This window comes from Robertkochia marina, from assembly GCF_004799345.1.
GTDB lineage: Bacteria > Bacteroidota > Bacteroidia > Flavobacteriales > Flavobacteriaceae > Robertkochia > Robertkochia marina.
In genome coordinates this window covers 1,158,167-1,182,255 of sequence record NZ_SSMC01000001.1, presented here as the reverse complement: position 1 = coordinate 1,182,255, position 24,089 = coordinate 1,158,167, and the positions used below count along the sequence as shown (strand labels likewise).

Below are 24,089 nucleotides of genomic sequence, written 5' to 3'. Positions count from 1 at the left end.
CTTATTAAATCCTGTTCACTAAAGCTATAGAAAAAGGAAGGTAACGAAGTGAAGTGCCACTGCTCACTATTCAGTAGCATACTGACTTTAAAGTGGTATTGAATGCCAAATAACCGCCAAAAATGACAGAGGATGCAACCACGATAAATTAATTTGCCTGAAGATATGTTTGCTGAACTTCTTGAAAGGCCCGACTAATAATCCAGTCGATGTCTTTATCTTCCAGGGTATAGCTATCACCGGTTTCAATAAGAAGATCCTGAAGGATCATACGACAAATATTCCGGGATTTAGTTAGGCTTTTAAAAACAAATTCATGACTTAGCTTATAAGTGGGTTTGATCAAGGTGCAAAGGTCTCTTTGCAGATTTTTGTGATACACCTTTTTACAGACCTCCATCAATAGAATATTATTCATAGCAATTTTTTTAATTCTCTATCAAATTGATTGGCTTCTCATCAAATGTATGTAATTTAAAATTTAGGAAGATTTTCTATGACCCCATCTTCGATAAAACAACAAATAAATTCTCCAAAACAGCGCTTTTGATAATTTTTGTAAGTGCAATCTTATATTTAAGGGTAATTGATCGCTTCAAGGCCTTTTTTGGTGAGTTATTCCAGTTTAAAAAATATGCTTTTACGCTTTTACCCTAACTCTTAAGGAGAACTTTAAAAGCAAATACATTTTAATTAGCCATGCTTGCAAGTAAATATCATTCATCCCGAAATCAATTTACACCCTGCTTCATAAAGATCTCTGCCTTTCTCTTATCGATCTCCCCGGCCCCGATCAGTTTCCCATCGCGTACAACAGCCTGTATTTTTCGGGTATTTAAGATATCCTCCAGGGGGTTATTCACCAGGATGACCAGATCGGCCTTATACCCTTTAGACACCCTGCCGTAATGATCGTCGATCTCCAGAAAAATTGCAGGATTCAAGGTTGCTGTTCTTAGAGCCTCCCCGGGAGTTAAACCGGCTTTAACCAAAGCCGCCAGCTCATTATGCACGCCAACACCGGGAAAACACAACGGATTGGCTCCCGTATCTGTGCCGGCAAGCAGCTTCACACCCGATTGCTTCATGCGTTTTACTAAAAAAGCATAAAACTCATAGAGCTCCTTCTTAACCTCTATAAAATCTTCTCTGTCGCGGTGTTTAAGATGATCATTTTCATCCGGGGTCCAATACCGCTGTAAATACATGGGTAATTCAGGAATTAAGGCCTTGTCTTTTTCGAGCTCTTCTTCATACCAGGCATTTTTATACCACATACTAAGGGTCGGACAATGCCATATCTTCTCAGTTGCGAATATCCCGATCACAGAATCCAGAAGGCTGGTATTGATGTGATCTAACCGGTAATTATTAACCATCACCCAGGAAGAAACCGGATCTGTGATTTTCTCCATCTCGATCTTAAGAGAATCGGGAAGGGGACCGGTTACTTGCTTTAAGATCTCAAGTAAATACTCCTGACTCTTCATACCCGCCAGGGCAGCCTCCGTTGGAGTGATCTCATAGGGTACATGGCCCACAAAAGGAATATCGTTTTCACGGGCATATTGACTTAAGGCGTGAAAAATGTCGGCAGGAAGTTTTGAATATACCTTAAGAAAGTCTGCTCCTGCCTCCATAATGGAGTCAACAACTTTGGGTACTTCATCTGCACTCTTAATACCCACAGATCCATCCCACATCGGGTCGGGACCATCCAGTAAAGGTCCGGCCGCAACAATTTTCGGACATAAGAGACTGTCTTGTTTATAAGAGTTGCGCCAATGTGTAACTTCTTCTAAAGACCCTCCCATATCTCTTATACCAGTTACTCCTTCCAGCACGAATAGAGGCATTAATAAGTCTCTCGAAGACCGATCAGGATTCAATCGCCATAATTCCGGGTCGTCAGGGTGCGCATGCATATCCCAAAGGCCTGGAATAAGATATCCTCCATTGGCATCCCAGGTTTTGGAGACTTTGTATTGCAGCTCTTCATCTGCAGCCACAATAAGGATGATGCTATCACCATCAACGACTACCCGGCTGGGCTCACTCACAGAAAAGTCATCCATATTAACCACCCTTACGTTCTGAATACTCAAGACTGCTTCGGGGAGAGTTTCCTCCTCACAGGAAATAAACATAAGCAAGCTCATAAATGTAAACAGCTTATTAAAAAAGGAACACCTTAAATCCCGGAAAGATCTCATAGGAAATGATTAAATAATAGATGACACTTAAAGATAGTCAATACTAACTCACCTATTATACTGAAAATCAAAATACAACATAAACCCATAAAAAAGCCCGGCTCATAACTGAGCCGGGCTTTCGGTTAATGGTTGTAGGTGACTTTAAGTTATTGCTTCACAATTTTCTTAACCGATTTAGCATTATCTGTAGCGATCTCCACAAAGTAGATCCCCGCTTGTAAATTATCAACGGGTACCTGAATAGTATCATCAGATCCTGCAGACACAGCTGTTTTAATTAATACCCCCATTGCATTGTAAATGTTAATGGTCATTTCTTCAATAACAGGGCTGTACATTTTAATATTCATAACCTCATCTACCGGGTTAGGGTGAACCTTCCAGCTTTCACTCAAGGCTTGATCGGTAGTGATATTACCTACTACCCTTACTGTGAAAGAGGTGGTAACCTCACCCTCACGAGGGTCCATACCTTTTAGAGTAACTTGAGTTTTCCCAAGTCTTCGTGGCTTAACCAGTACAGAACCATCCTTATAGAACAATTCAACGGTTTCGATATTGTCGGTATAGGCCTCATAAGTAACTGCATCACCATCAGGATCAGAGAACACATCTTCCCAGAACACTTCAAAGAGATCAGTGTAAAGGTTCAAGGTCTGATCTACGATCGGAGATACCTCAGGAGCCGTATTTGTGTTTATTACTTCTACCTCGAAGGTAACGTCAGCTTCGCCTCCGCGATTATCCAGACCTTTAAGACTCAACATAGTAACACCAAGTTTAAGTCGACATCAATTTTTTGTTCTTATAATCCAGCTCCTTTTGCAACAAAAGTTTCTCCTTCTGAATATTTTCATTTTCGAGCTCACTTTGGCGCGTTTTACTTTTTTGCAATAAAAACAAGATCAATGCAATGACAAACAAGAGCAATAGCCCCACAAAAATAAATCGATATACCGTTTCACGAAATCTTCGGTTCTTTACCTCTATCTGTTTTTCGAGCTCATACTCATATTTTGCCTTGAGTCGTTCCTGATTTTTCAAGCTTTCCTTATTGAGGATCTCCTCACTTGCCTGCATTTGGAGCTCCTGTACCTCATAAGCCCCTGCATAGTCACCCTTCCCGGCATAGATCATTTTAAGAGGCTCTGCCGTCTCCAGAATAAGTTGAGCATATCCATTCTCCTTTGAAATGTCCAAAGATTCAGCCATATGATATTCGGCCTGTTGCAGATCACCCAACACATGATAGAGACCTCCTATATGATTATGAGATTGAGCAATACCCAGTACAAGGCTATTCTCCTTCCTGATGGCCATTGCCCTTTCATGCCATTCCAGGGCCGCACGATAATCCCCTGTATGTTCTTTAAGCGACCCCATATTACTATAGGCAGTCGCCAGGTCGTAAAAGGCTGAGATCTTTGTTGAAATCTTTATGGCTTGCCGATAAAGCCGCTCAGCTTCTTCCAACCGCCCAAGTTCTTCGTTCGCAATACCCTCATTATTTGAGATCACACAATAGGGTAACAGATCAATGTAGGTGGAGTCTTTTACCACATAGCGTGACCTGATCTTTTTGTATTGATCTAAAGCCCTTTGATAATCTTTTGAATTCAGATATATACCGGCAATGCTGATCTCTGCATAACGCTTAAAGTCTGACGCATCTGTAATAGCAGAATCTGATGCGATCTCCAGTTAGGTTTCAAGTGCCCGATCGGCCTGTCCCTTTGACAGATAGGCATTCCCCATATCTAAAAGCACTCTTAGCCGCTTCCTCGGGTAATCTCTTTCCAATAGGTAGGTATTGAGCTGATCGAAATAATAAAGAGCAGAATCCAGATCCTTTTGCATAAAATGATCTGCCTTGCTCTTTATTTCAAAATAGAAGAGACTATCTGCAGCACTTAATTGGTCTGATTGTGAAAACCCCGAGGCTCCCGTAAAAAACAGGATCATTACCCATAACAATTTCAGCCACTTCTGCTCCACCCGTATTAGTTTGTTTAAGTTCTCGATCTGAGGTATTCAAGAAATCCGGGCAAAAGTAAAAAAAATGACGTAGAAGCCTAGTATTCAGGCTCTTTTTTTAAAAACAAGAAAAAGACATAGTTATGTAGTTACCGGAAACAAAAAAAGCCTTCCAAATTAGGAAAGCCTTTCATTGGTTTAACTACTAAACCACGATCGCAAACTAGTGCGATCAAACAACACAACTAATTTTAAAAGCTTTAAAAAAAGCCTCGGTGTTTTCGAGGCTTTTCAGCTCCCGGTTTCCCGGTTTGTTGGCGGTCTGGACGGGACTCGAACCCGCGACCCCATGCGTGACAGGCATGTATTCTAACCAACTGAACTACCAGACCGTTGCTTGATTGCGGTTGCAAATATACACCCCATTTTTAATACCGCAAACGTTTTGCGAAAAAAAATATAACTTTTTTCAAGGACTGCTAAGCAAACTTCTGCCGCTCAATTAAATAAGTCATCAATATTTTTTGAAGATCATTTGCTGTATCAGCTTCAACGTACTTTATGCGGTATTGAGCGCACTTTAATTTTATCTCAGAAAAGAAATTATGCACCTGTTTTTGGTAGGCCTCCCTTACGTTTCCGGCAAAAAGTTCCAACTCTTCTCCGGTTTCAAGATCTTTAAATTTTCGCGGGGTATTGTCAAAATCAAAATCTACTTCCTTTGCCTTATCCATCACATGAAAAAGAATCACCTCATGCTTATTATATTTAAGATGCCTGAGCGCATTAAACAATTCCTTTCGCTCTGTTTCTACCTGAAACATATCGGTAAACAGAAAGATCATACTCCTTCTGTGAATCTTCTCGGCTATCTGGTGTAGAAAGGTATAAGTCCGGGTACCTGAACCAACCGGCTTTGGATGGGCAAGACTCTCAAGATGGGCGTACAATTGATGAAAATGCCGTTCACTGCCTTTTTCAGGGGTATAAAGCTCATAGGTATCTGAAAAAACACTCAGACCCACGGCATCACGCTGCCGTTTAAACAGTTGTATCAAACCCGCTGCCGCCAACACTGAAAACCCGATCTTATTCAAATTCTCGACGGTCTGATCTTTCACCTCCGGAAAGTGCATGGATGACGAATTATCAATGATCAGGTGACACCTGAGATTGGTTTCTTCTTCGTATTTACGGGTGTAGAGTTTATCTGTTTTCGCAAACAACTTCCAGTCTATATGCCTCGTACTCTCTCCTTGGTTGTAGATCTTGTGCTCTGCAAATTCTGAAGAAAACCCATGAAAAGGACTCTTGTGAAGTCCGCTTATAAATCCCTCAACCACCTGTTTTGCCAGAAGCTCAAGATTGGAAAACAGCTGCACCTTCTGCAGCTCTTTTTGAATATTTAAATACCTGCTCATTAATTCTTTCTTGCGTGATCCTCCATAGGACGTAAGGAGTAATATATAAATTTATTTACCGGGGCTTCTAACCCGTACTTTTCTGATTCACTAACAACATAACCATTAAAATCATGAATCTCAGAGGGCCTTCCCTCCATGAGATCGCGCTGCACTGAAGCAGTAGAATGATAGGCCTGCTTATCAATGGCCTGAAAAGTTTTTTCAATATCATTAACCGTTAGCCCGATCTCTTTTTTACCGGCAAGGGCCAAAATCTCCCGGGCCGTCTGCATCATTAACTCCCGTAACCCCGGATCTTCACGCATAACCCCGATCTCTTGCCTGCATACCCCGCCGAGTCCGCTAATCGTACAGATAAATAAAAATTTACGCCACACATCCAATCGGATATCATCAGAGAGAACCACATCAATTCCTGCACCTTCCAAAACCTTACGCACCTCCCTCGCACTCTCCGATTCATTACCGTTGACTTCGCCGAATATGATCTGCGGATGAAAAGCAAAGTGATTGATCACGCCCGGGGCATCTATCTTCGAGATGATCTTACAAAGTCCGCCTAAAATCAGGTTTTCGGGAAGGAAGCCGGTTAATTTTTCAATGCTGTTCACTCCGTTTTGTAGTGGAAGTATTCTTGTGGTGGGTAAAACCTTATCCTTTAAGCCTCTTGCCACCTCCTCCAGCTGCCAGGACTTGGTGCACACAAGCACAAGATCAGGATCTACTACCGACCCCAGGTCTGGGTGCACGCTATCAGGGTGGGCAGTAAAATCACCGTAGATACTTTTTACTAAAAGACCGTTCTTCCGTATAGCGTCCCCATGCGGGCCTCTTACCACAAATTCCACCTGATGGTCAGTAAGGGCGAGACGACCTCCAAAATAGCCCCCAACGCCACCAATACCAACAACAATAATTCGCATGAGTTTAAGGTTATAGGATTATAACGATTAAATTTACTTTATTACTTTTACACATCCAATTTTACTATCCATGAGCAGATCTTTCGAACGCTACCAGCGACGTAAACTAATCTCATCCTATTTCTCTGTGGTTCTGAGCATTGCCCTTGTTTTGTTCTTACTTGGAGTTTTGGGGTTGTTGGTGATCAATACCAAAAAACTGGCCAACCACTTCAAAGAGCAGGTGGCTGTAACGGTTTTTCTGAAAGATAATGCCAAAGAAGTAGAGGTTTCTCAATTACAAAAGAGCCTGGCCATGGCTCCCTACACTAAGAGTGCAGAATTCATTTCCAAAGAAGCTGCTGCCGAAGCCCATAGCAAGGAGATCGGAGAAAACTTCCTGGAATTCCTTGGGTACAACCCGCTGCAGAATTCCATTGATGTTCATTTGAAGGCCGACTACGTGCTTACAGATAGTATTCAACAAATAGCCGAGACCATCTCTGCCAAAGATTATGTATCAGAGGTATCGTACGATCAGCCCCTGGTATCATTACTTAATGAGAATGTTAAACGTATCAGTTTCTGGATCCTTGTGGCCAGCGGTGTTTTTACGCTTATAGCCGTATTATTGATCAACAGTTCTATCAGACTGTCTATTTATTCCAAACGGTTTATAATTAAGACTATGCAAATGGTTGGTGCGACCAAAAGTTTTATACGAAAACCCTTTATTTTAAAAAGTGTTCAATTGGGTATTATCGGAGCCCTGATCGCCCTGGCCTCTGTAGGAGGATTACTCTATTATTTATCAGGAAAGTACCCGGAATTGCAACTTCTGGCTGATTTGGAGCTGCTGATGATACTATTTGGCGGAATTTTGCTGGGAGGGATTGTAATTACATGGATAAGCACTTATATTGCAACCCAGAGATTTCTCAACCTCAGAACAGATGATCTCTATTACTAATAAGCACCTATGAAAAGTACTTCGGTCAAAGAAAAAAAATCGAAAAAGACATCGCTCACTGACAAAAAAGACTTTGTTTTCCATCGCAAGAACTATGTGGTTATGTTCATCGGACTTGCTGTTATAGCCCTTGGGTTCATTTTAATGACCGGAGGTGGCAGTGATGACCCGGAGGTGTTTAATCCTGACATCTACAGCTTCAGAAGAATACGATTAGCTCCTACCCTGGTACTGATAGGGTTTGCCATCGAGATCTACGCTATTCTTTTGAACCCCCATAAGAGCAAGTCTGAATAATAACTCCGCATCCCCAAATTCATGGAAGCTCTAGACGCAATTATCCTTGGTATCATCCAGGGTTTAACCGAATTCCTGCCTGTTTCTTCAAGTGGTCATCTTGAACTTGGAAAAGCCATCCTGGGCGATCAAATGGTTCCTGAAGAAAGCCTGCTGTTTACCGTGATCCTCCATTTTGCGACTGCGCTGAGCACCATTGTGGTGTTCCGAAAGGATGTTGGCGAGATCTTCAGCGGATTAATGAATACCGAATGGAACGAGGAAAAAAAGTTTTCCTTAAAGATCATTCTATCTATGGTACCTGCAGCACTTATAGGAAGTTACTTTGAAGAACAGCTGGAGGCCCTTTTTGGCGGCAACATTTTACTGGTAGGTTTTATGCTTATTGTTACCGCACTGCTTTTATACCTTGCCGACAAGGCGAAATCAACCAGCAAAGACGTAACCTATACCAATGCCTTTGTCATTGGCATCTCCCAGGCCATTGCCATGCTTCCCGGTATTTCCAGAAGTGGAGCTACTATTTCAACATCTGTACTGCTTGGAAATGACAAGACAAAAGCGGCCCGATTTTCATTTTTGATGGTTGTACCCCTGATCATGGGAAAGATCTGCAAGGATATTCTTTCCGGAGATCTTAGCTATGATGCCGCCCAATTCAAGATCCTGGGTGTTGGATTCCTTGCTGCTTTCATTGCCGGAATTGCAGCTTGTACCTGGATGATATCCCTGGTACGAAGAAGTAAACTGGTATACTTTTCATTTTACTGCTTTATCGTAGGACTTATAGCCATTGTACTCGGGTATTATTATACCTAACTTTGCAACCTAAATAAACTCCTGCTCAGGAGACATTGCTATGAAGTATACGGAAGAGGCTATTAAACAAGGTCAAATATTATTGGTAGACAAGCCGTTAGAGTGGTCGTCATTCCAGGCCGTCAACAAGATCAAATGGGCCATCAAGAAAGCTTACAGACTTAAAAAAATAAAGGTGGGGCATGCTGGAACCCTGGATCCGCTGGCCACCGGTTTATTGGTGATCTGCACCGGAAAATTCACCAAAAAAATACCCGAACTTCAGGGACTTATTAAGGAATACACCGGTACCATTACCCTGGGCGCTACCAGACCTTCTTATGACATGGAAACCGAGATTGACGCTGAATTTCCAACGGATCATATCTCTCCCGAACTCATAGAGGAAACCCTGAACCAATTCCGCGGAGAGATCGATCAATACCCCCCCGTATTCTCTGCCCTTAAAAAGGATGGAAAACGATTGTACGAATTTGCCAGGAAAGGTGAGGATGTTGCCATTGAACCCAGGAAAGTTGAAGTGCATGAATTCGAAATAACCAAATACAACCTTCCTCAGCTCGAATTCAGAATAGTCTGCAGCAAAGGAACTTACATCCGATCCCTGGCGCACGACCTCGGGAAAGCCCTCAACAGCGGCGGATATCTTTCAGCCCTTAGGAGAACCAAAATAGGGGATTTCAACGTAGATAATGCTATAAATCCGCTCGGGTTTCCGGAAATGCTGGAAAGTCAGGATTTATAAAAATTACTATATTTAGATATCAAGCCCTTCAAAAATGAACCTGAATAATAAACAATTATCTCTGATTATCACCTTCTGCGTGATGGGGATCTTTGTGCTTACTGCTTTTAACCTGAAACTTCGCGACAAACAGGAGGAAGAGTACCTCTATGAACTTACCTTCGATGAAGAATTACTGGAAGAAGAGATCCCGGAGGAAATGCCTCCAAAGATGACAGAACTGGAAACCCACATGGCTTTTAATGAGGCCAATGAAAGCAGGTACGCCCAGGAACTGGAAGAATTTAAGACCCTGGAAGAACTGCAGGCAGAGATCGAAGAAATGGAAGCACAGCAGGAAGAGGGGGAAGAAATAAATGAACTATCCGAAAATTTAAACCTGGCCAAGGAATTTGCAGAGCGCCTGAAGAAACAAAAGGAAGCCATGCAAAAATTAAAAGAAAAACAAAACCCGGACAAGGAACCGGCTAATATTAAGCGGCGCACTACCATCACCTATTCCCTGAAAGACCGTTATAAACTGGAGATCCCAAACCCGATCTATACCTGCGAAAGTTTTGGGAAGGTGGTCATTAATATTGAAGTGAACGCCAACGGGCAGGTAACCGATGCGAGCTTTAACAGCAAAAGCTCAACAACCACAAACAAATGCCTGGTAGAAAATGCTATTTACTATGCACAACAGGCCCGTTTTAATGCCGATGCCGCCAAAAGCAGCCAGCCCGGAAGTATTACCTATTTATTTCAGGGAGACTAACCCGGCAAGGTCACGGGCAATATTCTGCCCTTTGTCTTTATTGTACCATTTTTGAAGTTCTGCCCTGAACTCAGGACTTAATTTCCCTTTAAGACGCTTTTCTGTAACCACCATCATCATGGCTTCTGAAGGTCTTGGCCCCCAGGTGGCTATCGGCATTGAAGTCTCGTTATCTATCATGATCAATTTTGGGATAGAGCGCGCCCCATCAGTAAGAAACGCATCCATCAACTCAGGGTGTTCATCCCGGATCACTATTTTAAGAGTGATCCCTTCATTAAGATCAGCAAGTTTTTTTATGACCGGTAAGGCATGAGCCCCGTCACCGCACCAACCCTCAGTGATCACCAACCAGGTTACCCTACCATTAAATTGATAAAAAACCTCAGCAACCTCCCCTGGAATCTTTAAGGTCTTTTCCCAACGATCCATCCGCTTTTCATTCATCAGGGTGTAATGTAAAAAAGCATCGCTTTGTTCTGCTCCCGTCACCCTGTTGGTACTAAACAGGTATTGTACCTCTTTACGAAATTCCTCATAGCTCATACCTTCAGAAAGTGCTTCTTGCAAAACAGTTTCAGCAACGTCAAATTGGTTTTCCAGGATCATATTTTTTACTTCCATTAAGATAATCTGTCTAACTTAGTAGTAAATAGAACGAAACCTTACAACAGCGTGAGATTCACCCTGTAATACTCAAAAATATTTCATTTAGATGAAGCGATGTTCCTGGTGCGAGGGCGACCCCTTGTACGAATCCTATCACGATAACGAATGGGGAGTTCCCGTAAAAGACGATGCGAAACTCTTTGAATTCCTCATCCTGGAAACCTTCCAGGCAGGACTGAGCTGGATAACGGTATTGCGAAAAAGGGAAAATTTCAGGGATGCCTTTGACAGGTTTGATTACAAAAAGATCGCCTCCTACGGGGAAGATAAGATCGCAGACCTGCTGAACGATCGGGGCATTATCAGAAATAAACTAAAGGTAAGGGCTACCATCACCAATGCCAAAGCCTTTATGAAGGTACAGGAAGAATTCGGAAGCTTTAGTAATTATATCTGGGGCTTTACAGATCATAAGCCTCTTCAAAACCAACACACATCAATGAAGGAGGTCCCGGCAAACACCCCCTTGTCTGACCGTATCAGCAAAGACCTGAAAAAACGTGGATTTAAGTTTGTAGGCACTACGGTAGTCTATGCACATATGCAGGCCACAGGCATGGTGAACGATCATGTAACCGATTGTTTTCGTCATCAGGAGATTATGGATTATGAATGATGAATGATGGTTTTCCCGGTTCTCGTCTTTGCGAGGAGGGAAGAGACGTGGCACCCCTGCCTGGTCCTCTTTGCTCCTTCGCTCCTTTGCTTCTTTACTTATTAGTCCATTTACCCATTCACCTATTTACCCCATTTACCCAAAACAATTTCATAATTTTACACTCCAATAACTTCCCGGTCATTACCGCCCTGTTTGTGTATCATAAAAATGAACCCTACAATCTGTAATAAGGGAAAAAACAGGGATAAACCACATAATACATCAAAGCGTGAATCAACATACCACGGTTACCATATTAAACAGCCTTCAAGCCAACCCAAAACGTACCGGGCTTGCCTATATAGATGAGAACGGGAAATGGGCCGATCTTAGCTGCAGCGAGATCCTTAAAAGGATCAAACAAATTGCCTTTGCACTTATTGATCATGGTGTAGCCCCTCATGAAAGGGTAGCCATCTTTGCCCAGAATTCTATGGAATGGATATTGGCCGACCTGGCCATTATGAGCGTTGGAGCGGTTACCGTACCCATATATGCCACGAACACCTCAAAACAGGCAGAATACATCATCAATGATGCAGGCATCAAACTCATTTTCACCGGAAGCGAGGAACAACTCAGCAAGACCCGGGAGGTATTAGACCGGAAGTCGACCCTCCTGAACACCGTGGTGACCTTTAACAACACAGCCGAAACAGGAGAGGATTCAGTTATCAGACTTTCTGATTTTATGAAGAAGTCCTTTGCCCCCAAGATCAGTACTGAATTCGAAACCAGGTTTAAAAACACAGATCTGAATGACCTGGCTACCATCATCTACACTTCCGGAACTACCGGAGAACCCAAAGGGGTTATGCTCTCACATTCCAATATTGTTGCTGCCTTTGAAATTCACGATAAGTATTTATCTTTTTTAACTGATGAAGACCACTCTTTATCCTTTCTTCCGCTAAGTCATGTTTTTGAACGCACCTGGAGTCTTTATTGCATGCACAGAGGACTAAAAGTTTCTGTACTACACAATCCGAAAGATATCCTGGAGGCCCTGCAAGCGGTGAAGCCAACATTGTTCTGCACAGTACCAAGATTGTACGAGAAGATGTACAATGAAATTCTGAACCGACTGGAAGAAGCATCCGCATCAAAGAAAAAAATATTTCACTGGGCGATCAAACAGGGAAGAACCTACCAGGAATTTTTAAACAGAAAGGCCCCGCTGCCTTTCCTCTTAAAGATCCGAAAAAAACTTGCCGATAAACTGGTTCTGGCAAAAATACGTGCAGTAACGGGCGGACAATTAAAAATGACGCCAACTGCAGGAGCTCCTTTATCAGCAGAGATCCAGGACTTCATGATCGCCGCGGGAATTCCGATCACCATAGGATACGGACTTACAGAATCTACCGCTACCGTTACCGCTTTCCCCAGATCCAATTACAAGATCGGATCGGTAGGAACGCCCCTGGAAGGCATTGAGATAAAGATCGGAAAGGATGACGAGATCCTGGTAAAGGCCCCTACTATCATGCAAGGATATTACAATAAAGAAAAGGAAACCGCAGCCGTATTTGAAGGTGAATGGTTTAAAACCGGAGATGCCGGGAAAATTGACAAAGAAGGCAATCTTTACATTACCGACAGGATCAAAGATCTGATGAAAACGGCAGGGGGAAAATATATTGTACCCCAGCAAACTGAAAGCTTATTAACCAATGACGGTTTCATTGAACAGGTGATGCTGGTTGCCGAAGGAAAACCATTTGTAACAGCCCTTGTAGTACCCAATTTCGAGGCCCTTCAGAAATACGCATCCCAGATGTCTTTAGAGTATCAAAACCTGGGAGACCTGCTTAACCACAATGAGATCAAAGCTTTTTTTAAGGAAAAGATCAACCTCCTGCAAGAAGAGCTGGCCGATTTTGAAAAGATCAAAAAGGTAAAGCTGCTCACCAGGGAATTTTCCCAGGAACTGGAGGAGCTCACACCAACCCTGAAGATCAGACGTAAGATCATTTTGGCCCACTTTGAAGAAGCCATAAAAGAATTGTACGCGGCTAAACTGGCTGAGTTTGTGGTTTAAAAGAGTTTGAGGGACGGGCCTGCCTATCGGCAGACAGGTTTGAGTTTGAAAGGTAATTAACATCGTCTTTGCGAGTTTCCTGAAATTTGATTTCTTATGGAGGAAGATGACGTTTTGAGAATTAACACTACTTATTGTATTCCGTTTAATTACAAGATAGGTGACCTTTCAAAACAAAATCATACCTTTAAAAGGTATTCAAAAGCCCATGAGAACATTTTATGCCCCACTACTCCTAACGTTGTTTTTTGCTTGCTGCTTTACCGGCCATGCGCAGGAGTCAAAGCCTCCTGTTAAATTCGGAATTGAGACGGATGTGCTGCCCTATGCCCTGGGAGGATTTATGGGGGCTGCATGGATGGGAAAAGGACATTTCAGAATACGAAGCTTATACGCCTACGTCAAGATGCCAAAGCTTATAACACCTGATCAATTCACCAATCACAGGATCCGATCGTTTGCCCTCTTAGTTGATTATTTCCCAAAGAAGGAATTCACCGGCTGGTGGGCTGGAGGAGGCATGGCATTCTGGAATGGAAGCATTCAGACTAAAGATCAACCGGATCAAAATTCCGATACCCGGTTCCGTACATATCTTTTAAACGGCAGTGCAGGGTACATCTTTTCTTTCGGAGAACACTTCTACCTGGGCCCATGGAGCGGCTTAAGTATTCGTGTGGGCGGTAACCGGAATATCGCAGTAGATACTGAGACCTACGACCCTCCGCTGCTCAATCCTGAGCTCAGTGCTAAACTGGGATGGATATTTTAGTTAGTCGGCAATTGACTGTGCTCAGCCTTCGAAGCTGTTTTTTCACCCTTTTACCACTTTACCTCTTAGCTATTTCGCCCATGGAAATATGAATTATATCGAATTTACACCTCCAACTGCTCACTGCAAACTTCAAAAAACGATCACGGATGGGGAGGTCTGTTCTAATCGTTATTTAATATCTGCATAAACTCCTCCCGATCGATCTCCCGGGCACCAAGGCTGGCCAAATGCTCAGTATACACCTGGCAATCGATAAGGGCATAGTTCTCATCTCTTAAGGTTTCAACCAGCTTTACGAAACCCAGTTTGGAGGCGTTGCTTTTCCTGGCAAACATACTTTCACCACAAAAAACATGTCCGAGGTCAATACCGTAGAGTCCGCCAATAAGTTCATCTTCTTCCCATACCTCTACCGACTGCGCATACCCCATTTCATGTAAGTGGGTATAGGCTTCTATCATTTCGGCCGTGATCCATGTGCCGGCCTGCCCCGGGCGTTTTATCAGGGCACATTCCCTGATCACTTGTCTGAAAGCCTTGTTTCTGGTAACCTTCCAGGTGGTGTTTCTCATGAACTGCCTCATGCTCTTACGTATCTTCAGCTCCTCCGGAAAAAGCACCATTCTGGGATCGGGACTCCACCATAAAATAGGCGACCCGTCTTCAAACCACGGAAAGATCCCTGACCGGTAGGCCAGCAGCAAGCGGTCCGGGCGAAGGTCACCACCCGCCGCCACTACTCCTTCAGGGGAAGCAGCACTCACCGGAGGGAAAACGAGATCTTTGTTAAGAAAATACATATCTGATTATTATAACGTCAAAATTTGATGATGTGTCAATTTTTTTATTTTTTTCTTGATATATCCAAAAAATTATGACAACTTTATAATGCCTTTAAAAACCACTTATTTTCATCATTGCTTTTTGAGTTTACATAAAGGCAAAACCTAAAACCACAACATCTTGTCCCGGCCAAAAGCCGGGACATTTTTTTTGTCCAAATAAAAAAAGGAAGGTACACAACCTTCCTTTCTATATCATAACCTATCTTTTTAGAAAGGGAGATCGTCATGATCTTCCTCTCTAAAATCGTTTGCCGGTTCAAAGGCATCTTCCGGCGGTACAGGAGGCATCCCTGACGGCGCCTGCTGTTCCAGGTTTTCAATTCTCCATCCCTGAATGGTGTTGAAGTACTTGGTTTCTCCCTGCGGACTCACCCATTCTCTCCCTCTCAGATTAATACTCACCTTTACCTCTTGCCCTACGCTAAAGGCATTCAGCAGATCTGTTTTATCCTGAACAAATTCGATCATAAGGTGCTGCGGATACTGTTCTTCTGTGGTTACCACAACCTCTCTCTTTCTAAAACCATTGCTGCCAAAGGTCTTAGTCTCTCCAATCATCTTGATTCTTCCTTGTACTTCCATGTAATAATTAAAATTAAAGTCTGTTTATTTCATTGCAGCCAAAAGCAGTTTCCAGGCTTCGGCAATTTTATTTTCATTCAATAACTCGTGTGCCATAGCATGCACTTCAGTTTCTTCGCCGGAGCTGATCACCTTCCTGGCCTCTACCGATCCTTTTAAATAGGCGGCCACCTCATCATCCTGTGGCAATTGCTCGATATTTCCCAACTTACCCAGGTCGTTTCCGGTTAGCACCTTGCTCAGCCTAATAGCTTCAGGAATACTGTCAACCCCAATACCAAGCGATGAAAGAGGCTTGGGTACTTCAAACAGTCCCATATTGGCCCGGGAATACCAATTACCGCCCATACGACTCACCAGGTCAATCTTGTGCTGATCAATTCTGCCATCGGCATCAAGAATGTTTTCATCAATATGCATCCTTACCACTTCACAGATCACCAGGTTACCGGCTCCACCCTCAGCACCAAGAGATTTTACCTCCAGCACCTTGCACTCAAACTGTACAGGCGACTCTTTTACCCGAAAAGGAGTCACCACCTCTGAAGCCTGCATGGTTAATCCTGCTTTTTCAAACTCGTTAACCCCCTCAGGATATTCAGTACTGCTGAGCGACATTTGCTGTACGATATCGTAATTAACCACATTCACCACAACCTCCCTTGTTGCCATGGCATTTTCAAGGGTATGTTTGGTCGTATTATCACGAACCCTTCTGGCCGGTGAAAATATCATGACCGGTGGATTGGCACTAAACACATTGAAGAAGCTGAACGGAGAAAGATTAACATGCCCGTCTTTACTTATGGTACTTGCAAAAGCAATAGGCCTGGGCCCGACTGCCCCAAGTAAATACCCGTGAAGCTTAGCGGTAGAAACGTCTTTAGGATCAATGGTTAGCATGGTAAAATTTTGAACAAAAATAGCCATTCTGCAAGAGGTGAAAAAATGTTTTTACCACCTGGCAAACAATAAATTCCCGGGTTTTTCTTTTATATTTATAAATAAGCTAAGCCTTTTTACTGCCAATTCATGAATAAAACCACCCGTTGGATACTTATCGTCTCTTCTTTCGCAATAGTTGTTTCCATACTTTTTAACACCTACATCTTCTTCCAAAAATTCAAAGAAGAAGAGCGCACAAAGATGAAGATCTGGGCAGAGGCACAGGCCGAATTTCTGCAAACCACCGATCTTGATCGTGATCTGGGCGACCTCACCTTTGAAGTGTTAAAAACCAACAACAGCACCCCTATGATCTATTTAGGCATCGATGGGGAGTTAAGAGTAAACAACATTCCGGAAAAACGTGCTAATGACAGTGTATACCTCCGAAAAAAGATCAGACAGTATGCCCAGGAAAATGCCCCTATAGAGGTCTCTTACAAAAATGATCTTTACGGCACCTTGTATTACGGGAATTCTGAAGTGTTGAACAACCTGAAATATTACCCGGTAGCCCTGGTATTGATCATCGTCTTGTTTGCCGCTGTTGTTTACTTCTTTTACAGAACATCCAAGATCAGTGAGCAGAATAAATTATGGGCAGGAATGGCTAAAGAAACGGCTCATCAGATAGGAACTCCCATATCTTCTCTGATAGGCTGGAATGAGATCCTTAAAAGTGAAGGACAGGTAAACCCCGAGATCACTTATGGAATAGAAAAAGACATTTCCAGGCTGGAGACCATTACAGACCGGTTTTCCAAGATCGGCTCTGTTCCTGCGTTAGAACGAAAAAACCTGGTAAATGAAACCAGGACCACCCTTGATTATCTCGGTGCCCGTACCTCGAAGCAGGTACAAATAGACTACGATTCAGATAAGGAAGAGTATTATTCAATGATCAATAGTCAGCTATACAGCTGGACCATTGAAAACCTGGTAAAAAATGCTATCGACGCCATGAAGGGAAAGGGAGAATTAGCGGTCTCCATTTCAGGGGATGAGAAATTTGTGCGCATAAATATCACAGATAATGGTAAGGGAATTCCTAAAAATTATTATACTCGTATATTTGAACCAGGATTCACCACCAAAAAAAGAGGATGGGGATTAGGACTATCGCTTGTTAAAAGAATCATTGAAGATTATCATGACGGAAAGGTGAAGGTGTTACAGTCTGCGATAGACAAAGGAACAACAATGCAAATCATCTTAAAAACAGCCCAATAATGAGTCATCGCCGAAAAGTTTTTCAGGAAGCGACCTTATCAAGCAATTGCCCTGAATGTTACGCCAGTAACAGCTTACTTTTTACGGTTTACCAAAAAGAGATCGAGAACTTCTGGTTCTACAAACTTTCTACCGATCTCTCGGAAGACATCACCTGTAAAAAATGTGAAACCCCCATCTATCCGGTGCGCTATACTGATGACCTGGAGCGGGTAAAGGCTTTCTACCTGAAAAGCATGGGAAAACCCAAACAGGTCTTCCGCATAAAGAAAACAGCCTACCTGGTGATCATCCTTTTACTGCTGGCAGCCACTGCTTCCTGGTTTGTATGGCAGCAGCCTGAATTATTTACAGCTGCTCCCTGACCTTTTGGGCCAGAGCCTCAAATTCTTCCGGACTCATTTTTACCTTATGCTGAAAGGTCATTTCCTTCATATCATTTAAGGGAATAAGATGCACATGGGTATGTGGCACTTCCAGACCCACTACGGCTATTCCTACCCTTTTACAGTCAACCGCCTTCTCCAGGGCGTGAGCTACTTTGCGTGAAAAGGCCATCAGCCCGATATAGGCGTCCTCTTCCATGTCAAAGATCTTATCAACTTCTTTTTTAGGGATACACAGGGTGTGCCCTTTTGCATTGGGGTTAATATCAAAGAAGGCAAAATAATTGTCGTCTTCAGCGATCTTATAACAGGGAATCTCTCCGTTAATGATGCGGGTAAAAATACTTGGCATGGCCGGTGGTTTTAAAGGTTATTTATGTGCCAGGGGTAGTAGCGGCATCCTTTTTAAGCAAGGCTTAAAAAGATACAGCGAATGACCCGGCCCCGTGAAATTGCGCAGCAGTATTTCACAGGGGGCACCTGTATAAAAATAAAAAAGGTTTGACCTACGGCCAAACCTTTTTCTATATAGATAATACTGTGCTTACATCAGTTTTTCCAGTGCCTCAGAGTATACGTTCTTAGGCGCTACTCCTACCTGTCTTCCAACAACCTCTCCGTTTTGGAACACCAATACCGTAGGGATATTACGTACACCGTACTTAGCAGCAAACTCCTGGTTGGCATCTACATCGACCTTACCAACCACGGCTTTACCATCAAACTCATTACTGAGCTCATCGATGATTGGTCCTACCATTCTACAAGGACCACACCATGCTGCCCAAAAATCTACCATTACCGGTTTATCACTTTTTAAAACTACTTCGTCAAAAGTAGCATCGGTTATTTCTAATGCCATTGTATATAATTTTAGTTTATTGTTGTTTTATCTTAACCTGCAAAACGCAAATTTAGTCAAATATTTTACCAAACCTTACAGCGCCCAGATATGTTTTGGTTATGCAATTATATGCGTTCTCAATAGAACATTTAATTGAGCTTGTAATGTACATCAGCCTCTTTGAGAGCATTTAAAAGCCCTACACTGATCGCCACCTTTTGTTTCCTGCTGGGCATTTTGATCATCATCTGATCTTCTATGCCATGAACAGTCACATACAGGGGCAGCTCTCCCTGATGCTCAGAGACGATCTCTTTTAATGCTGCAACCTGTTCCTCTTTCAGGTCTTCCAGTTTCAGGTGTAAGGTAATCTTTTTTGCAAAAGATTCCATAACATCCTGCAATTGCATCATGCTGTTAAACTGCAGCCTTGGTTCTCCCTTCTTTCCGGTATCCTTATTGGTCCACCCTTCTCTCACAAACACCTTAAAGAATACGAAACTGTTTGGCACCAGGAAGTGTCGAAGCTTCAAATACTCTTCTCCAAACATCCGGAATTCATACGAATCATTATAGTCTTCAACAAAGAAAGCTGCCCAGCCCTTACCATTTTTTGACACCCTGTGCTGCACCTCAGATACCACACCTCCAAAGGCGATCTCCCGGTTTACGATACTGTGCAGATCGTGAAACATACCAACGTTCCCGTTACAAAAAGTATCCAGCTCGATCTTAAAGTCATCCAGGGGGTGTCCGGAAATATAGATCCCCACCACTTCTTTTTCCTGCCTGAGCTTTTCCATGGTTCCCCAGGTTTCACAAGGAGGCACCACCGGTTCAGGAATCTGAACTTCACTGGCCTCCCCAAAGAGGCTCACCTGAGATGAATTGGCATTTTCCTGGTATTTTGCCCCGTATTTAATCGCCTTTTCCAAAAAGGTGATCCCGTCTGCTTCCTGGTGAAAATACTGGGCTCTGTGCGTATCTCCAAAGGAGTCAAAACCGCCTGCCAGGGCAAGGTTTTCAAATGCCTTCCTGTTCGCAGCCCGCAGATCGATGCGTTTGGCCAGATCGAATACCGAACGGTAACGGCCGTCCTTTCTGCATTCTACAATAGTGTCTACGGCACCTCTACCTACCCCTTTAATAGCGCCCATTCCGAAACGGATGGCGTTGTCCTGGTTAACGGTAAACTTGTAGAAAGATTCATTTACATCAGGCCCCAATACAGTAAGACCCATTCGCTTACATTCCTCCAGGAAGAAGGTAACCTGCTTGATGTCATTCATGTTGTTAGACAACACGGCAGCCATATACTCAGCAGGGTAATTGGCTTTTAGATAGGCGGTCTGATAACCGATCCATGCATAGCAGGTAGAATGCGATTTATTAAATGCATAAGACGCAAATGCTTCCCAGTCTTTCCATACCTTTTCCAGCACATCTCTCGGATGTCCTTTAGCCTCGCCTCCATCAAGAAATTTGGGCTTCAACTCTTCCAGAAGTGCGAAGATCTTTTTACCCATGGCCTTCCGAAGTACATCGGCTTCACCTTTGGTAAACCCGGCAAGCGATTGCGAAAGCAACATTACCTGCTCCTGGTATACGGTAATACCATAGGTCTCTTTGAGGTATTCCTCCATGGCCGGCAGGTCATACACGATCTCTTCATCACCGTGTTTACGACGGATAAAGGAAGGAATGTATTCTAACGGACCGGGACGGTACAAGGCGTTCATGGCAATAAGGTCGGCAAAGACGGTAGGTTTAAGGTCTTTCATATGTTTCTGCATCCCGGCAGATTCATATTGAAAAATACCTACGGTTTCACCTCTTTGGAAGAGCTCATAGGTCTTCTCATCATCCAGAGGTATCTCGTCGGGATTTAACTCGATCCCGTGTTTATACTTAATAAGCTTTACCGTGTCTTTGATCAGGGTAAGCGTCTTCAACCCCAGGAAGTCCATCTTAAGCAATCCTGCACTCTCTACTACCGAGTTGTCAAACTGGGTAACATAAAGGTCGGAGTCTTTGGCGATAGACACCGGCACGAACTTGGTAATATCATCGGGGGTTATGATCACCCCACAGGCGTGAATTCCCGTATTTCTTACCGAACCTTCCAACACCCTGGCCTGGTTTACGGTAAGCGCCTCCAGATCGTCTCCCTCAGAGATATTCTTTAACTCATTAACCTTTTCAAGTTCTTCAGATCTCAGCTTCTCCTTTAATCCCTTGTCATCCAGGCCAAAGATCTTACCCAGCTTCATATTGGGGATGAGCTTGGCAATTCGATCGGCATCGCTAAGAGGCAGGTCGAGTACCCTTGCTGTATCCCTGATCGATGACTTTGCAGCCATGGTACCATAGGTGATGATCTGGGCAACCTGGTTGGCACCGTATTTCTCGATCACATAATCCATTACCCGGCTTCGACCCTCATCATCAAAGTCGATATCAATATCGGGAAGTGATACCCTGTCAGGATTCAGGAACCGCTCAAAGAGGAGATCATAGGCAATAGGGTCCATATTCGTAATCCCGAGACAGTAGGCAACTGCAGAACCTGCTGCAGAACCACGACCCGGTCCTACAGATACTCCCATTTTTCGGGCAGCATCGATAAAGTCCCATACGATCAAAAAGTATCCGGGATATCCGGTATTCTCAATAACGCTTAACTCAAAATCAAGCCGCTCTCGTATCTCATCGGTAATTTCTTCATACCTGGCCTTAGCCCCTTCATAGGTGAGGTGTCTCAGGTATTTATTCTCTCCGCGTTTTCCGCCATCTTCATCATCTTCGGCTACCTGAAATTGTTCGGGAATATCAAATTTTGGGAGCAGTACGTCTCTGGCAAGAACAAAAGGCTCTGTCTTATCAACGATCTCACTGATATTCGTAATGGCTTCAGGCAGATCTTTAAACAGCTCCTTCATGGCATCCTGATCCTTGAAGTAATACTCTTCGTTAGGCAGGCCATAACGGTACCCACGTCCGCGACCAATGGGTGTGTCTTTCTTTTCTCCGTCTTTTACACAAAGAAGAATGTCATGTGCATTGGCATCTTCTTTCGCAATATAATAGGTGTTATTGGTGGCAACGAGTTTAACCTCATGCTTTTCAGCCAGTTTAACCAGGACTTCGTTCACACGGTCTTCATCTTCCTGTCCGTGGCGCATGAGCTCCATATACAGATCCTCGCCAAATTCCTGCTTCCACCATAAGAGGGCTTCTTCAGCCTGGTTCTCCCCTACATTGAGCACCTTAGAAGGCACCTCCCCGTAAAGGTTACCGGTAAGTACAATGATATCATCTTTATACTGCTGAACCACCTTCTTATCAATACGCGGCACATAGTAAAATCCTTCCGTAAAGGCTATTGATGACATTTTTGCCAGGTTGTGGTACCCCTTTTTATTTTTTGCAAGAAACACCACCTGGTAACCATTATCTTTTACCGATTTATCCTGGTGATTTTCACATACATTCAGCGTGCACCCTACGATAGGTTTCATGGGCAGCAGCTCAGGCTCTTCTCCCTTCTCTGCAGCCTCTTTGGCCTGAGCCTCGGCAGCCTTGTTGTGCGCTCCAACCTCTTTCACAAAGTGAAAAGCTCCCATCATGTTCCCGATATCTGTCAGGGCTACAGCAGGCATTTTTGCTTTGGCAGCGGCCTGTACAAGGTCAGGCACACTGGAGGTAGCCTGAAGAATAGAGAACTGGGAGTGGTTATGTAAATGTGCAAAAGTGGTGTCAGCCAGTTCTGCAATATTCTGTTTTATCTCTTCATTAGACAGTCCTGCAGCAGGTTCGGTTTTCTTTAACTGCTTCCTGATCTTTTCCGATTCGGCTTTTAGGTTGAGATGTTCTAACCCGATCAGCTGTATCGTCTGAGGGTTCTCTTTAGAAAAGCGGTCGAAATAATCAGGAGCTACATCCAGCTGTTCTGTAGTAAAGCCCCTGCCTCTTCGTATCAGCTCGAAAAAACAGCGCGTGGTAGCCTCTACGTCGGCCGTTGCGTTGTGTGCCTCTGCAAAGGGTTCCCCAAAAAGATATTCATGAAGTTCGGTCAGGGTAGGCAGTTTAAATTTACCCCCTCGACCTCCGGGTATCTGGCACAGTAAAGCCGTTTCTTCGGTACAGGTATCCAATACCGGTAATTCTTCCATTTTGGAGGAGACTCCCTGACGGTAAAATTCGGCCCCCATGATATTCACATCAAAACCTACGTTCTGACCAACAACGAATTTCGTCTGATCAAGGGCTGCATTGAACTTCTCCAGCACCTCATCAAGCCCAACTCCCTGTTCCATGGCGAGCTCTGTAGAGATACCGTGAATTTGCTCGGCATCGAACGGAATATTAAATCCTTCCGGTTTGATCAGATAATCCTGCTGATCAACCAGGTTACCCATTTCATCATGGAGCTGCCAGGCGATCTGTATGGCTCTCGGCCAGTTTTCGGTATCGCTAATCGGGGCATCCCAACGCTTGGGTAAACCGGTAGTTTCAGTATCGAAGATCAGGTACATGGGCTCTGTATATTGCTGGATTCGGACTTCTTAAAATGCTATTTAAACCCTTATAATGAAGGTTTATACAACCATAGTTTAAAGAAAAAACTACAAGTATCAGGGATTTCTTTTAACCATGGTGCAGGCGTTAAAATTAAACAGAAAATCGGGGTGACAAAAGGGGAATTGTTAAGAGTTATTAACGGGTTTTTTGGGGACGCAGGGAGGTGGGGATATGGGGAAGTAGGGATGTGGGGAGACCGAACGGGGGTGAAAGGTTCAGGGAATCTTTCATAGTGAGGGACCGGAAGGCACATGGGCATTTTTCCAGGTAAAACCGGAAGGGGATTGACTGTTCATTACGAGAATATAATTCAAGGTCCCATCGTTTAGCATGGTCCTCCTACTAAAAAGTGCAAACGGCAAACTGATAACTGCTTAACCCTCAAAACTCCCTCCAAAATATTAGCTTCAGACCACCAAAAAACAACCT

General features: G+C 43.5%; 24 protein-coding genes and 1 tRNA gene. 10 read left to right on the top strand and 15 right to left on the bottom strand.

What is annotated here, in order from left to right:
- Nucleotides 1-148: 148 nt before the first annotated feature.
- The 8 genes from E7Z59_RS04925 to E7Z59_RS04890 form a co-directional block, all read right to left on the bottom strand.
- Nucleotides 149-418 carry a hypothetical protein gene (locus E7Z59_RS04925; RefSeq protein ID WP_136335162.1) on the bottom strand — a complete coding sequence of 90 codons (270 nt, stop codon included), beginning with the start codon at nucleotides 416-418 and terminating at the stop codon, nucleotides 149-151.
- Between the two features lie 313 nt (nucleotides 419-731).
- Entirely contained in the window at nucleotides 732-2,159 is a 1,428-nt protein-coding gene (locus tag E7Z59_RS04920) for an amidohydrolase family protein (RefSeq protein WP_168731242.1), read from the bottom strand.
- Nucleotides 2,160-2,362: 203 nt separating this feature from the next.
- Nucleotides 2,363-2,983, bottom strand: coding sequence for a T9SS type A sorting domain-containing protein (locus E7Z59_RS04915; RefSeq protein ID WP_136335160.1), 621 nt, complete (start codon nucleotides 2,981-2,983; stop codon nucleotides 2,363-2,365).
- A 13-nt stretch (nucleotides 2,984-2,996) separates the two neighbouring features.
- Nucleotides 2,997-3,776 (bottom strand): tetratricopeptide repeat protein, encoded by a 780-nt coding sequence (locus E7Z59_RS04910; protein ID WP_168731241.1) that lies wholly within the window; start codon nucleotides 3,774-3,776, stop codon nucleotides 2,997-2,999.
- Nucleotides 3,777-3,917: 141 nt separating this feature from the next.
- A complete protein-coding gene (locus E7Z59_RS04905; protein WP_136335158.1) occupies nucleotides 3,918-4,178 on the bottom strand; it encodes a hypothetical protein in 261 nt (86 codons plus the stop codon).
- Nucleotides 4,179-4,505: 327 nt separating this feature from the next.
- A tRNA-Asp gene (locus E7Z59_RS04900) sits at nucleotides 4,506-4,582 on the bottom strand.
- 87 nt (nucleotides 4,583-4,669) lie between these two features.
- Complete coding sequence (locus tag E7Z59_RS04895; RefSeq protein WP_136335157.1) at nucleotides 4,670-5,611, bottom strand: DUF58 domain-containing protein; 942 nt, start codon at nucleotides 5,609-5,611, stop codon at nucleotides 4,670-4,672.
- Nucleotides 5,611-6,537 (bottom strand): ketopantoate reductase family protein, encoded by a 927-nt coding sequence (locus E7Z59_RS04890; protein ID WP_136335156.1) that lies wholly within the window; start codon nucleotides 6,535-6,537, stop codon nucleotides 5,611-5,613. Before E7Z59_RS04890 ends, E7Z59_RS04895 begins: the two co-directional genes overlap by 1 nt.
- 70 nt (nucleotides 6,538-6,607) lie before the next feature.
- Between E7Z59_RS04890 and E7Z59_RS04885 the strand changes: the two genes are divergently transcribed.
- The 5 genes from E7Z59_RS04885 to E7Z59_RS04865 are packed head-to-tail and all read left to right on the top strand — an operon-like array spanning nucleotide 6,608 to nucleotide 10,104.
- Entirely contained in the window at nucleotides 6,608-7,486 is an 879-nt protein-coding gene (locus tag E7Z59_RS04885; protein ID WP_136335155.1) for a cell division protein FtsX, read from the top strand.
- A gap of 9 nt (nucleotides 7,487-7,495) precedes the next feature.
- Nucleotides 7,496-7,783, top strand: a complete 288-nt coding sequence (locus tag E7Z59_RS04880; protein WP_136335154.1) for a DUF3098 domain-containing protein — start codon at nucleotides 7,496-7,498, stop codon at nucleotides 7,781-7,783.
- A 21-nt stretch (nucleotides 7,784-7,804) separates the two neighbouring features.
- Nucleotides 7,805-8,602 (top strand): undecaprenyl-diphosphate phosphatase, encoded by a 798-nt coding sequence (locus tag E7Z59_RS04875; RefSeq protein ID WP_136335153.1) that lies wholly within the window; start codon nucleotides 7,805-7,807, stop codon nucleotides 8,600-8,602.
- 40 nt (nucleotides 8,603-8,642) lie between these two features.
- Nucleotides 8,643-9,347 carry a tRNA pseudouridine(55) synthase TruB gene (gene truB / locus E7Z59_RS04870; RefSeq protein ID WP_136335152.1) on the top strand — a complete coding sequence of 235 codons (705 nt, stop codon included), beginning with the start codon at nucleotides 8,643-8,645 and terminating at the stop codon, nucleotides 9,345-9,347.
- Between the two features lie 34 nt (nucleotides 9,348-9,381).
- The gene (locus tag E7Z59_RS04865; RefSeq protein ID WP_136335151.1) at nucleotides 9,382-10,104 is read left to right on the top strand and encodes an energy transducer TonB family protein; all 723 of its coding nucleotides are present in this window, start codon (nucleotides 9,382-9,384) and stop codon (nucleotides 10,102-10,104) included.
- On the opposite strand, the gene E7Z59_RS04860 is transcribed toward E7Z59_RS04865, so the two are convergent.
- Nucleotides 10,087-10,728, bottom strand: a complete 642-nt coding sequence (locus tag E7Z59_RS04860; protein WP_242015611.1) for a thioredoxin family protein — start codon at nucleotides 10,726-10,728, stop codon at nucleotides 10,087-10,089. The two genes, E7Z59_RS04865 and E7Z59_RS04860, sit on opposite strands and share 18 nt — an antisense overlap.
- A gap of 91 nt (nucleotides 10,729-10,819) precedes the next feature.
- Here E7Z59_RS04860 and E7Z59_RS04855 point away from each other — a divergent pair, with 91 nt between their 5' ends.
- From E7Z59_RS04855 to E7Z59_RS04845, 3 genes are all read left to right on the top strand, one after another.
- Nucleotides 10,820-11,389, top strand: coding sequence for a DNA-3-methyladenine glycosylase I (locus E7Z59_RS04855; RefSeq protein ID WP_136335150.1), 570 nt, complete (start codon nucleotides 10,820-10,822; stop codon nucleotides 11,387-11,389).
- A gap of 271 nt (nucleotides 11,390-11,660) precedes the next feature.
- Entirely contained in the window at nucleotides 11,661-13,472 is a 1,812-nt protein-coding gene (locus E7Z59_RS04850) for an AMP-dependent synthetase/ligase (RefSeq protein WP_168731240.1), read from the top strand.
- A gap of 208 nt (nucleotides 13,473-13,680) precedes the next feature.
- Nucleotides 13,681-14,244, top strand: coding sequence for a hypothetical protein (locus E7Z59_RS04845; RefSeq protein ID WP_136335148.1), 564 nt, complete (start codon nucleotides 13,681-13,683; stop codon nucleotides 14,242-14,244).
- A 164-nt stretch (nucleotides 14,245-14,408) separates the two neighbouring features.
- Here the strand turns inward: E7Z59_RS04845 and aat are convergent, their stop codons facing one another.
- The 3 genes from aat to E7Z59_RS04830 all read right to left on the bottom strand — a co-directional run bounded on the left by aat (nucleotide 14,409) and on the right by E7Z59_RS04830 (nucleotide 16,577).
- On the bottom strand, nucleotides 14,409-15,047 hold the full coding sequence (gene aat, locus E7Z59_RS04840; RefSeq protein ID WP_136335147.1) for a leucyl/phenylalanyl-tRNA--protein transferase: 639 nt from the start codon (nucleotides 15,045-15,047) through the stop codon (nucleotides 14,409-14,411).
- A 252-nt stretch (nucleotides 15,048-15,299) separates the two neighbouring features.
- Entirely contained in the window at nucleotides 15,300-15,674 is a 375-nt protein-coding gene (locus E7Z59_RS04835) for a DUF3127 domain-containing protein (protein ID WP_136335146.1), read from the bottom strand.
- A gap of 24 nt (nucleotides 15,675-15,698) precedes the next feature.
- On the bottom strand, nucleotides 15,699-16,577 hold the full coding sequence (locus tag E7Z59_RS04830) for a flavin reductase family protein (RefSeq protein WP_136335145.1): 879 nt from the start codon (nucleotides 16,575-16,577) through the stop codon (nucleotides 15,699-15,701).
- A gap of 129 nt (nucleotides 16,578-16,706) precedes the next feature.
- Here E7Z59_RS04830 and E7Z59_RS04825 point away from each other — a divergent pair, with 129 nt between their 5' ends.
- Together E7Z59_RS04825 and E7Z59_RS04820 are read left to right on the top strand one after the other, a co-directional pair.
- A complete protein-coding gene (locus tag E7Z59_RS04825; RefSeq protein ID WP_136335144.1) occupies nucleotides 16,707-17,849 on the top strand; it encodes a sensor histidine kinase in 1,143 nt (380 codons plus the stop codon).
- Nucleotides 17,849-18,214, top strand: coding sequence for a hypothetical protein (locus E7Z59_RS04820; protein ID WP_136335143.1), 366 nt, complete (start codon nucleotides 17,849-17,851; stop codon nucleotides 18,212-18,214). The genes E7Z59_RS04825 and E7Z59_RS04820 overlap by 1 nt, the downstream gene beginning before the upstream one ends.
- On the opposite strand, the gene E7Z59_RS04815 is transcribed toward E7Z59_RS04820, so the two are convergent.
- From E7Z59_RS04815 to dnaE, 3 genes are all read right to left on the bottom strand, one after another.
- On the bottom strand, nucleotides 18,198-18,587 hold the full coding sequence (locus E7Z59_RS04815; RefSeq protein ID WP_136335142.1) for an HIT family protein: 390 nt from the start codon (nucleotides 18,585-18,587) through the stop codon (nucleotides 18,198-18,200). The genes E7Z59_RS04820 and E7Z59_RS04815 overlap by 17 nt on opposite strands.
- Before the next feature lie 192 nt (nucleotides 18,588-18,779).
- Nucleotides 18,780-19,097: a thioredoxin gene (trxA, locus tag E7Z59_RS04810; RefSeq protein WP_136335141.1), complete on the bottom strand. Its 318-nt coding sequence runs from the start codon at nucleotides 19,095-19,097 to the stop codon at nucleotides 18,780-18,782.
- Between the two features lie 131 nt (nucleotides 19,098-19,228).
- Entirely contained in the window at nucleotides 19,229-23,614 is a 4,386-nt protein-coding gene (gene dnaE / locus E7Z59_RS04805) for a DNA polymerase III subunit alpha (protein WP_136335140.1), read from the bottom strand.
- Nucleotides 23,615-24,089 lie beyond the last annotated feature (475 nt).

Bases quoted from the DNA above. Each gene is read 5' to 3' on its own strand.
- E7Z59_RS04880 (WP_136335154.1), top strand. From the start codon at position 7,496: ATGAAAAGTACTTCGGTCAAAGAAAAAAAATCGAAAAAGACATCGCTC.
- dnaE (WP_136335140.1), bottom strand. From the start codon at position 23,614: ATGTACCTGATCTTCGATACTGAAACTACCGGTTTACCCAAGCGTTGG.
- E7Z59_RS04860 (WP_242015611.1), bottom strand. From the start codon at position 10,728: ATGGAAGTAAAAAATATGATCCTGGAAAACCAATTTGACGTTGCTGAA.
- aat (WP_136335147.1), bottom strand. From the start codon at position 15,047: ATGTATTTTCTTAACAAAGATCTCGTTTTCCCTCCGGTGAGTGCTGCT.
- E7Z59_RS04855 (WP_136335150.1), top strand. From the start codon at position 10,820: ATGAAGCGATGTTCCTGGTGCGAGGGCGACCCCTTGTACGAATCCTAT.
- E7Z59_RS04925 (WP_136335162.1), bottom strand. From the start codon at position 418: ATGAATAATATTCTATTGATGGAGGTCTGTAAAAAGGTGTATCACAAA.
- E7Z59_RS04830 (WP_136335145.1), bottom strand. From the start codon at position 16,577: ATGCTAACCATTGATCCTAAAGACGTTTCTACCGCTAAGCTTCACGGG.
- E7Z59_RS04885 (WP_136335155.1), top strand. From the start codon at position 6,608: ATGAGCAGATCTTTCGAACGCTACCAGCGACGTAAACTAATCTCATCC.
- E7Z59_RS04915 (WP_136335160.1), bottom strand. From the start codon at position 2,983: ATGTTGAGTCTTAAAGGTCTGGATAATCGCGGAGGCGAAGCTGACGTT.
- E7Z59_RS04845 (WP_136335148.1), top strand. From the start codon at position 13,681: ATGAGAACATTTTATGCCCCACTACTCCTAACGTTGTTTTTTGCTTGC.
- truB (WP_136335152.1), top strand. From the start codon at position 8,643: ATGAAGTATACGGAAGAGGCTATTAAACAAGGTCAAATATTATTGGTA.
- trxA (WP_136335141.1), bottom strand. From the start codon at position 19,097: ATGGCATTAGAAATAACCGATGCTACTTTTGACGAAGTAGTTTTAAAA.
- E7Z59_RS04920 (WP_168731242.1), bottom strand. From the start codon at position 2,159: ATGAGCTTGCTTATGTTTATTTCCTGTGAGGAGGAAACTCTCCCCGAA.
- E7Z59_RS04865 (WP_136335151.1), top strand. From the start codon at position 9,382: ATGAACCTGAATAATAAACAATTATCTCTGATTATCACCTTCTGCGTG.
- E7Z59_RS04820 (WP_136335143.1), top strand. From the start codon at position 17,849: ATGAGTCATCGCCGAAAAGTTTTTCAGGAAGCGACCTTATCAAGCAAT.
- E7Z59_RS04890 (WP_136335156.1), bottom strand. From the start codon at position 6,537: ATGCGAATTATTGTTGTTGGTATTGGTGGCGTTGGGGGCTATTTTGGA.
- E7Z59_RS04835 (WP_136335146.1), bottom strand. From the start codon at position 15,674: ATGGAAGTACAAGGAAGAATCAAGATGATTGGAGAGACTAAGACCTTT.
- E7Z59_RS04815 (WP_136335142.1), bottom strand. From the start codon at position 18,587: ATGCCAAGTATTTTTACCCGCATCATTAACGGAGAGATTCCCTGTTAT.
- E7Z59_RS04825 (WP_136335144.1), top strand. From the start codon at position 16,707: ATGAATAAAACCACCCGTTGGATACTTATCGTCTCTTCTTTCGCAATA.
- E7Z59_RS04875 (WP_136335153.1), top strand. From the start codon at position 7,805: ATGGAAGCTCTAGACGCAATTATCCTTGGTATCATCCAGGGTTTAACC.
- E7Z59_RS04895 (WP_136335157.1), bottom strand. From the start codon at position 5,611: ATGAGCAGGTATTTAAATATTCAAAAAGAGCTGCAGAAGGTGCAGCTG.
- E7Z59_RS04905 (WP_136335158.1), bottom strand. From the start codon at position 4,178: ATGATCCTGTTTTTTACGGGAGCCTCGGGGTTTTCACAATCAGACCAA.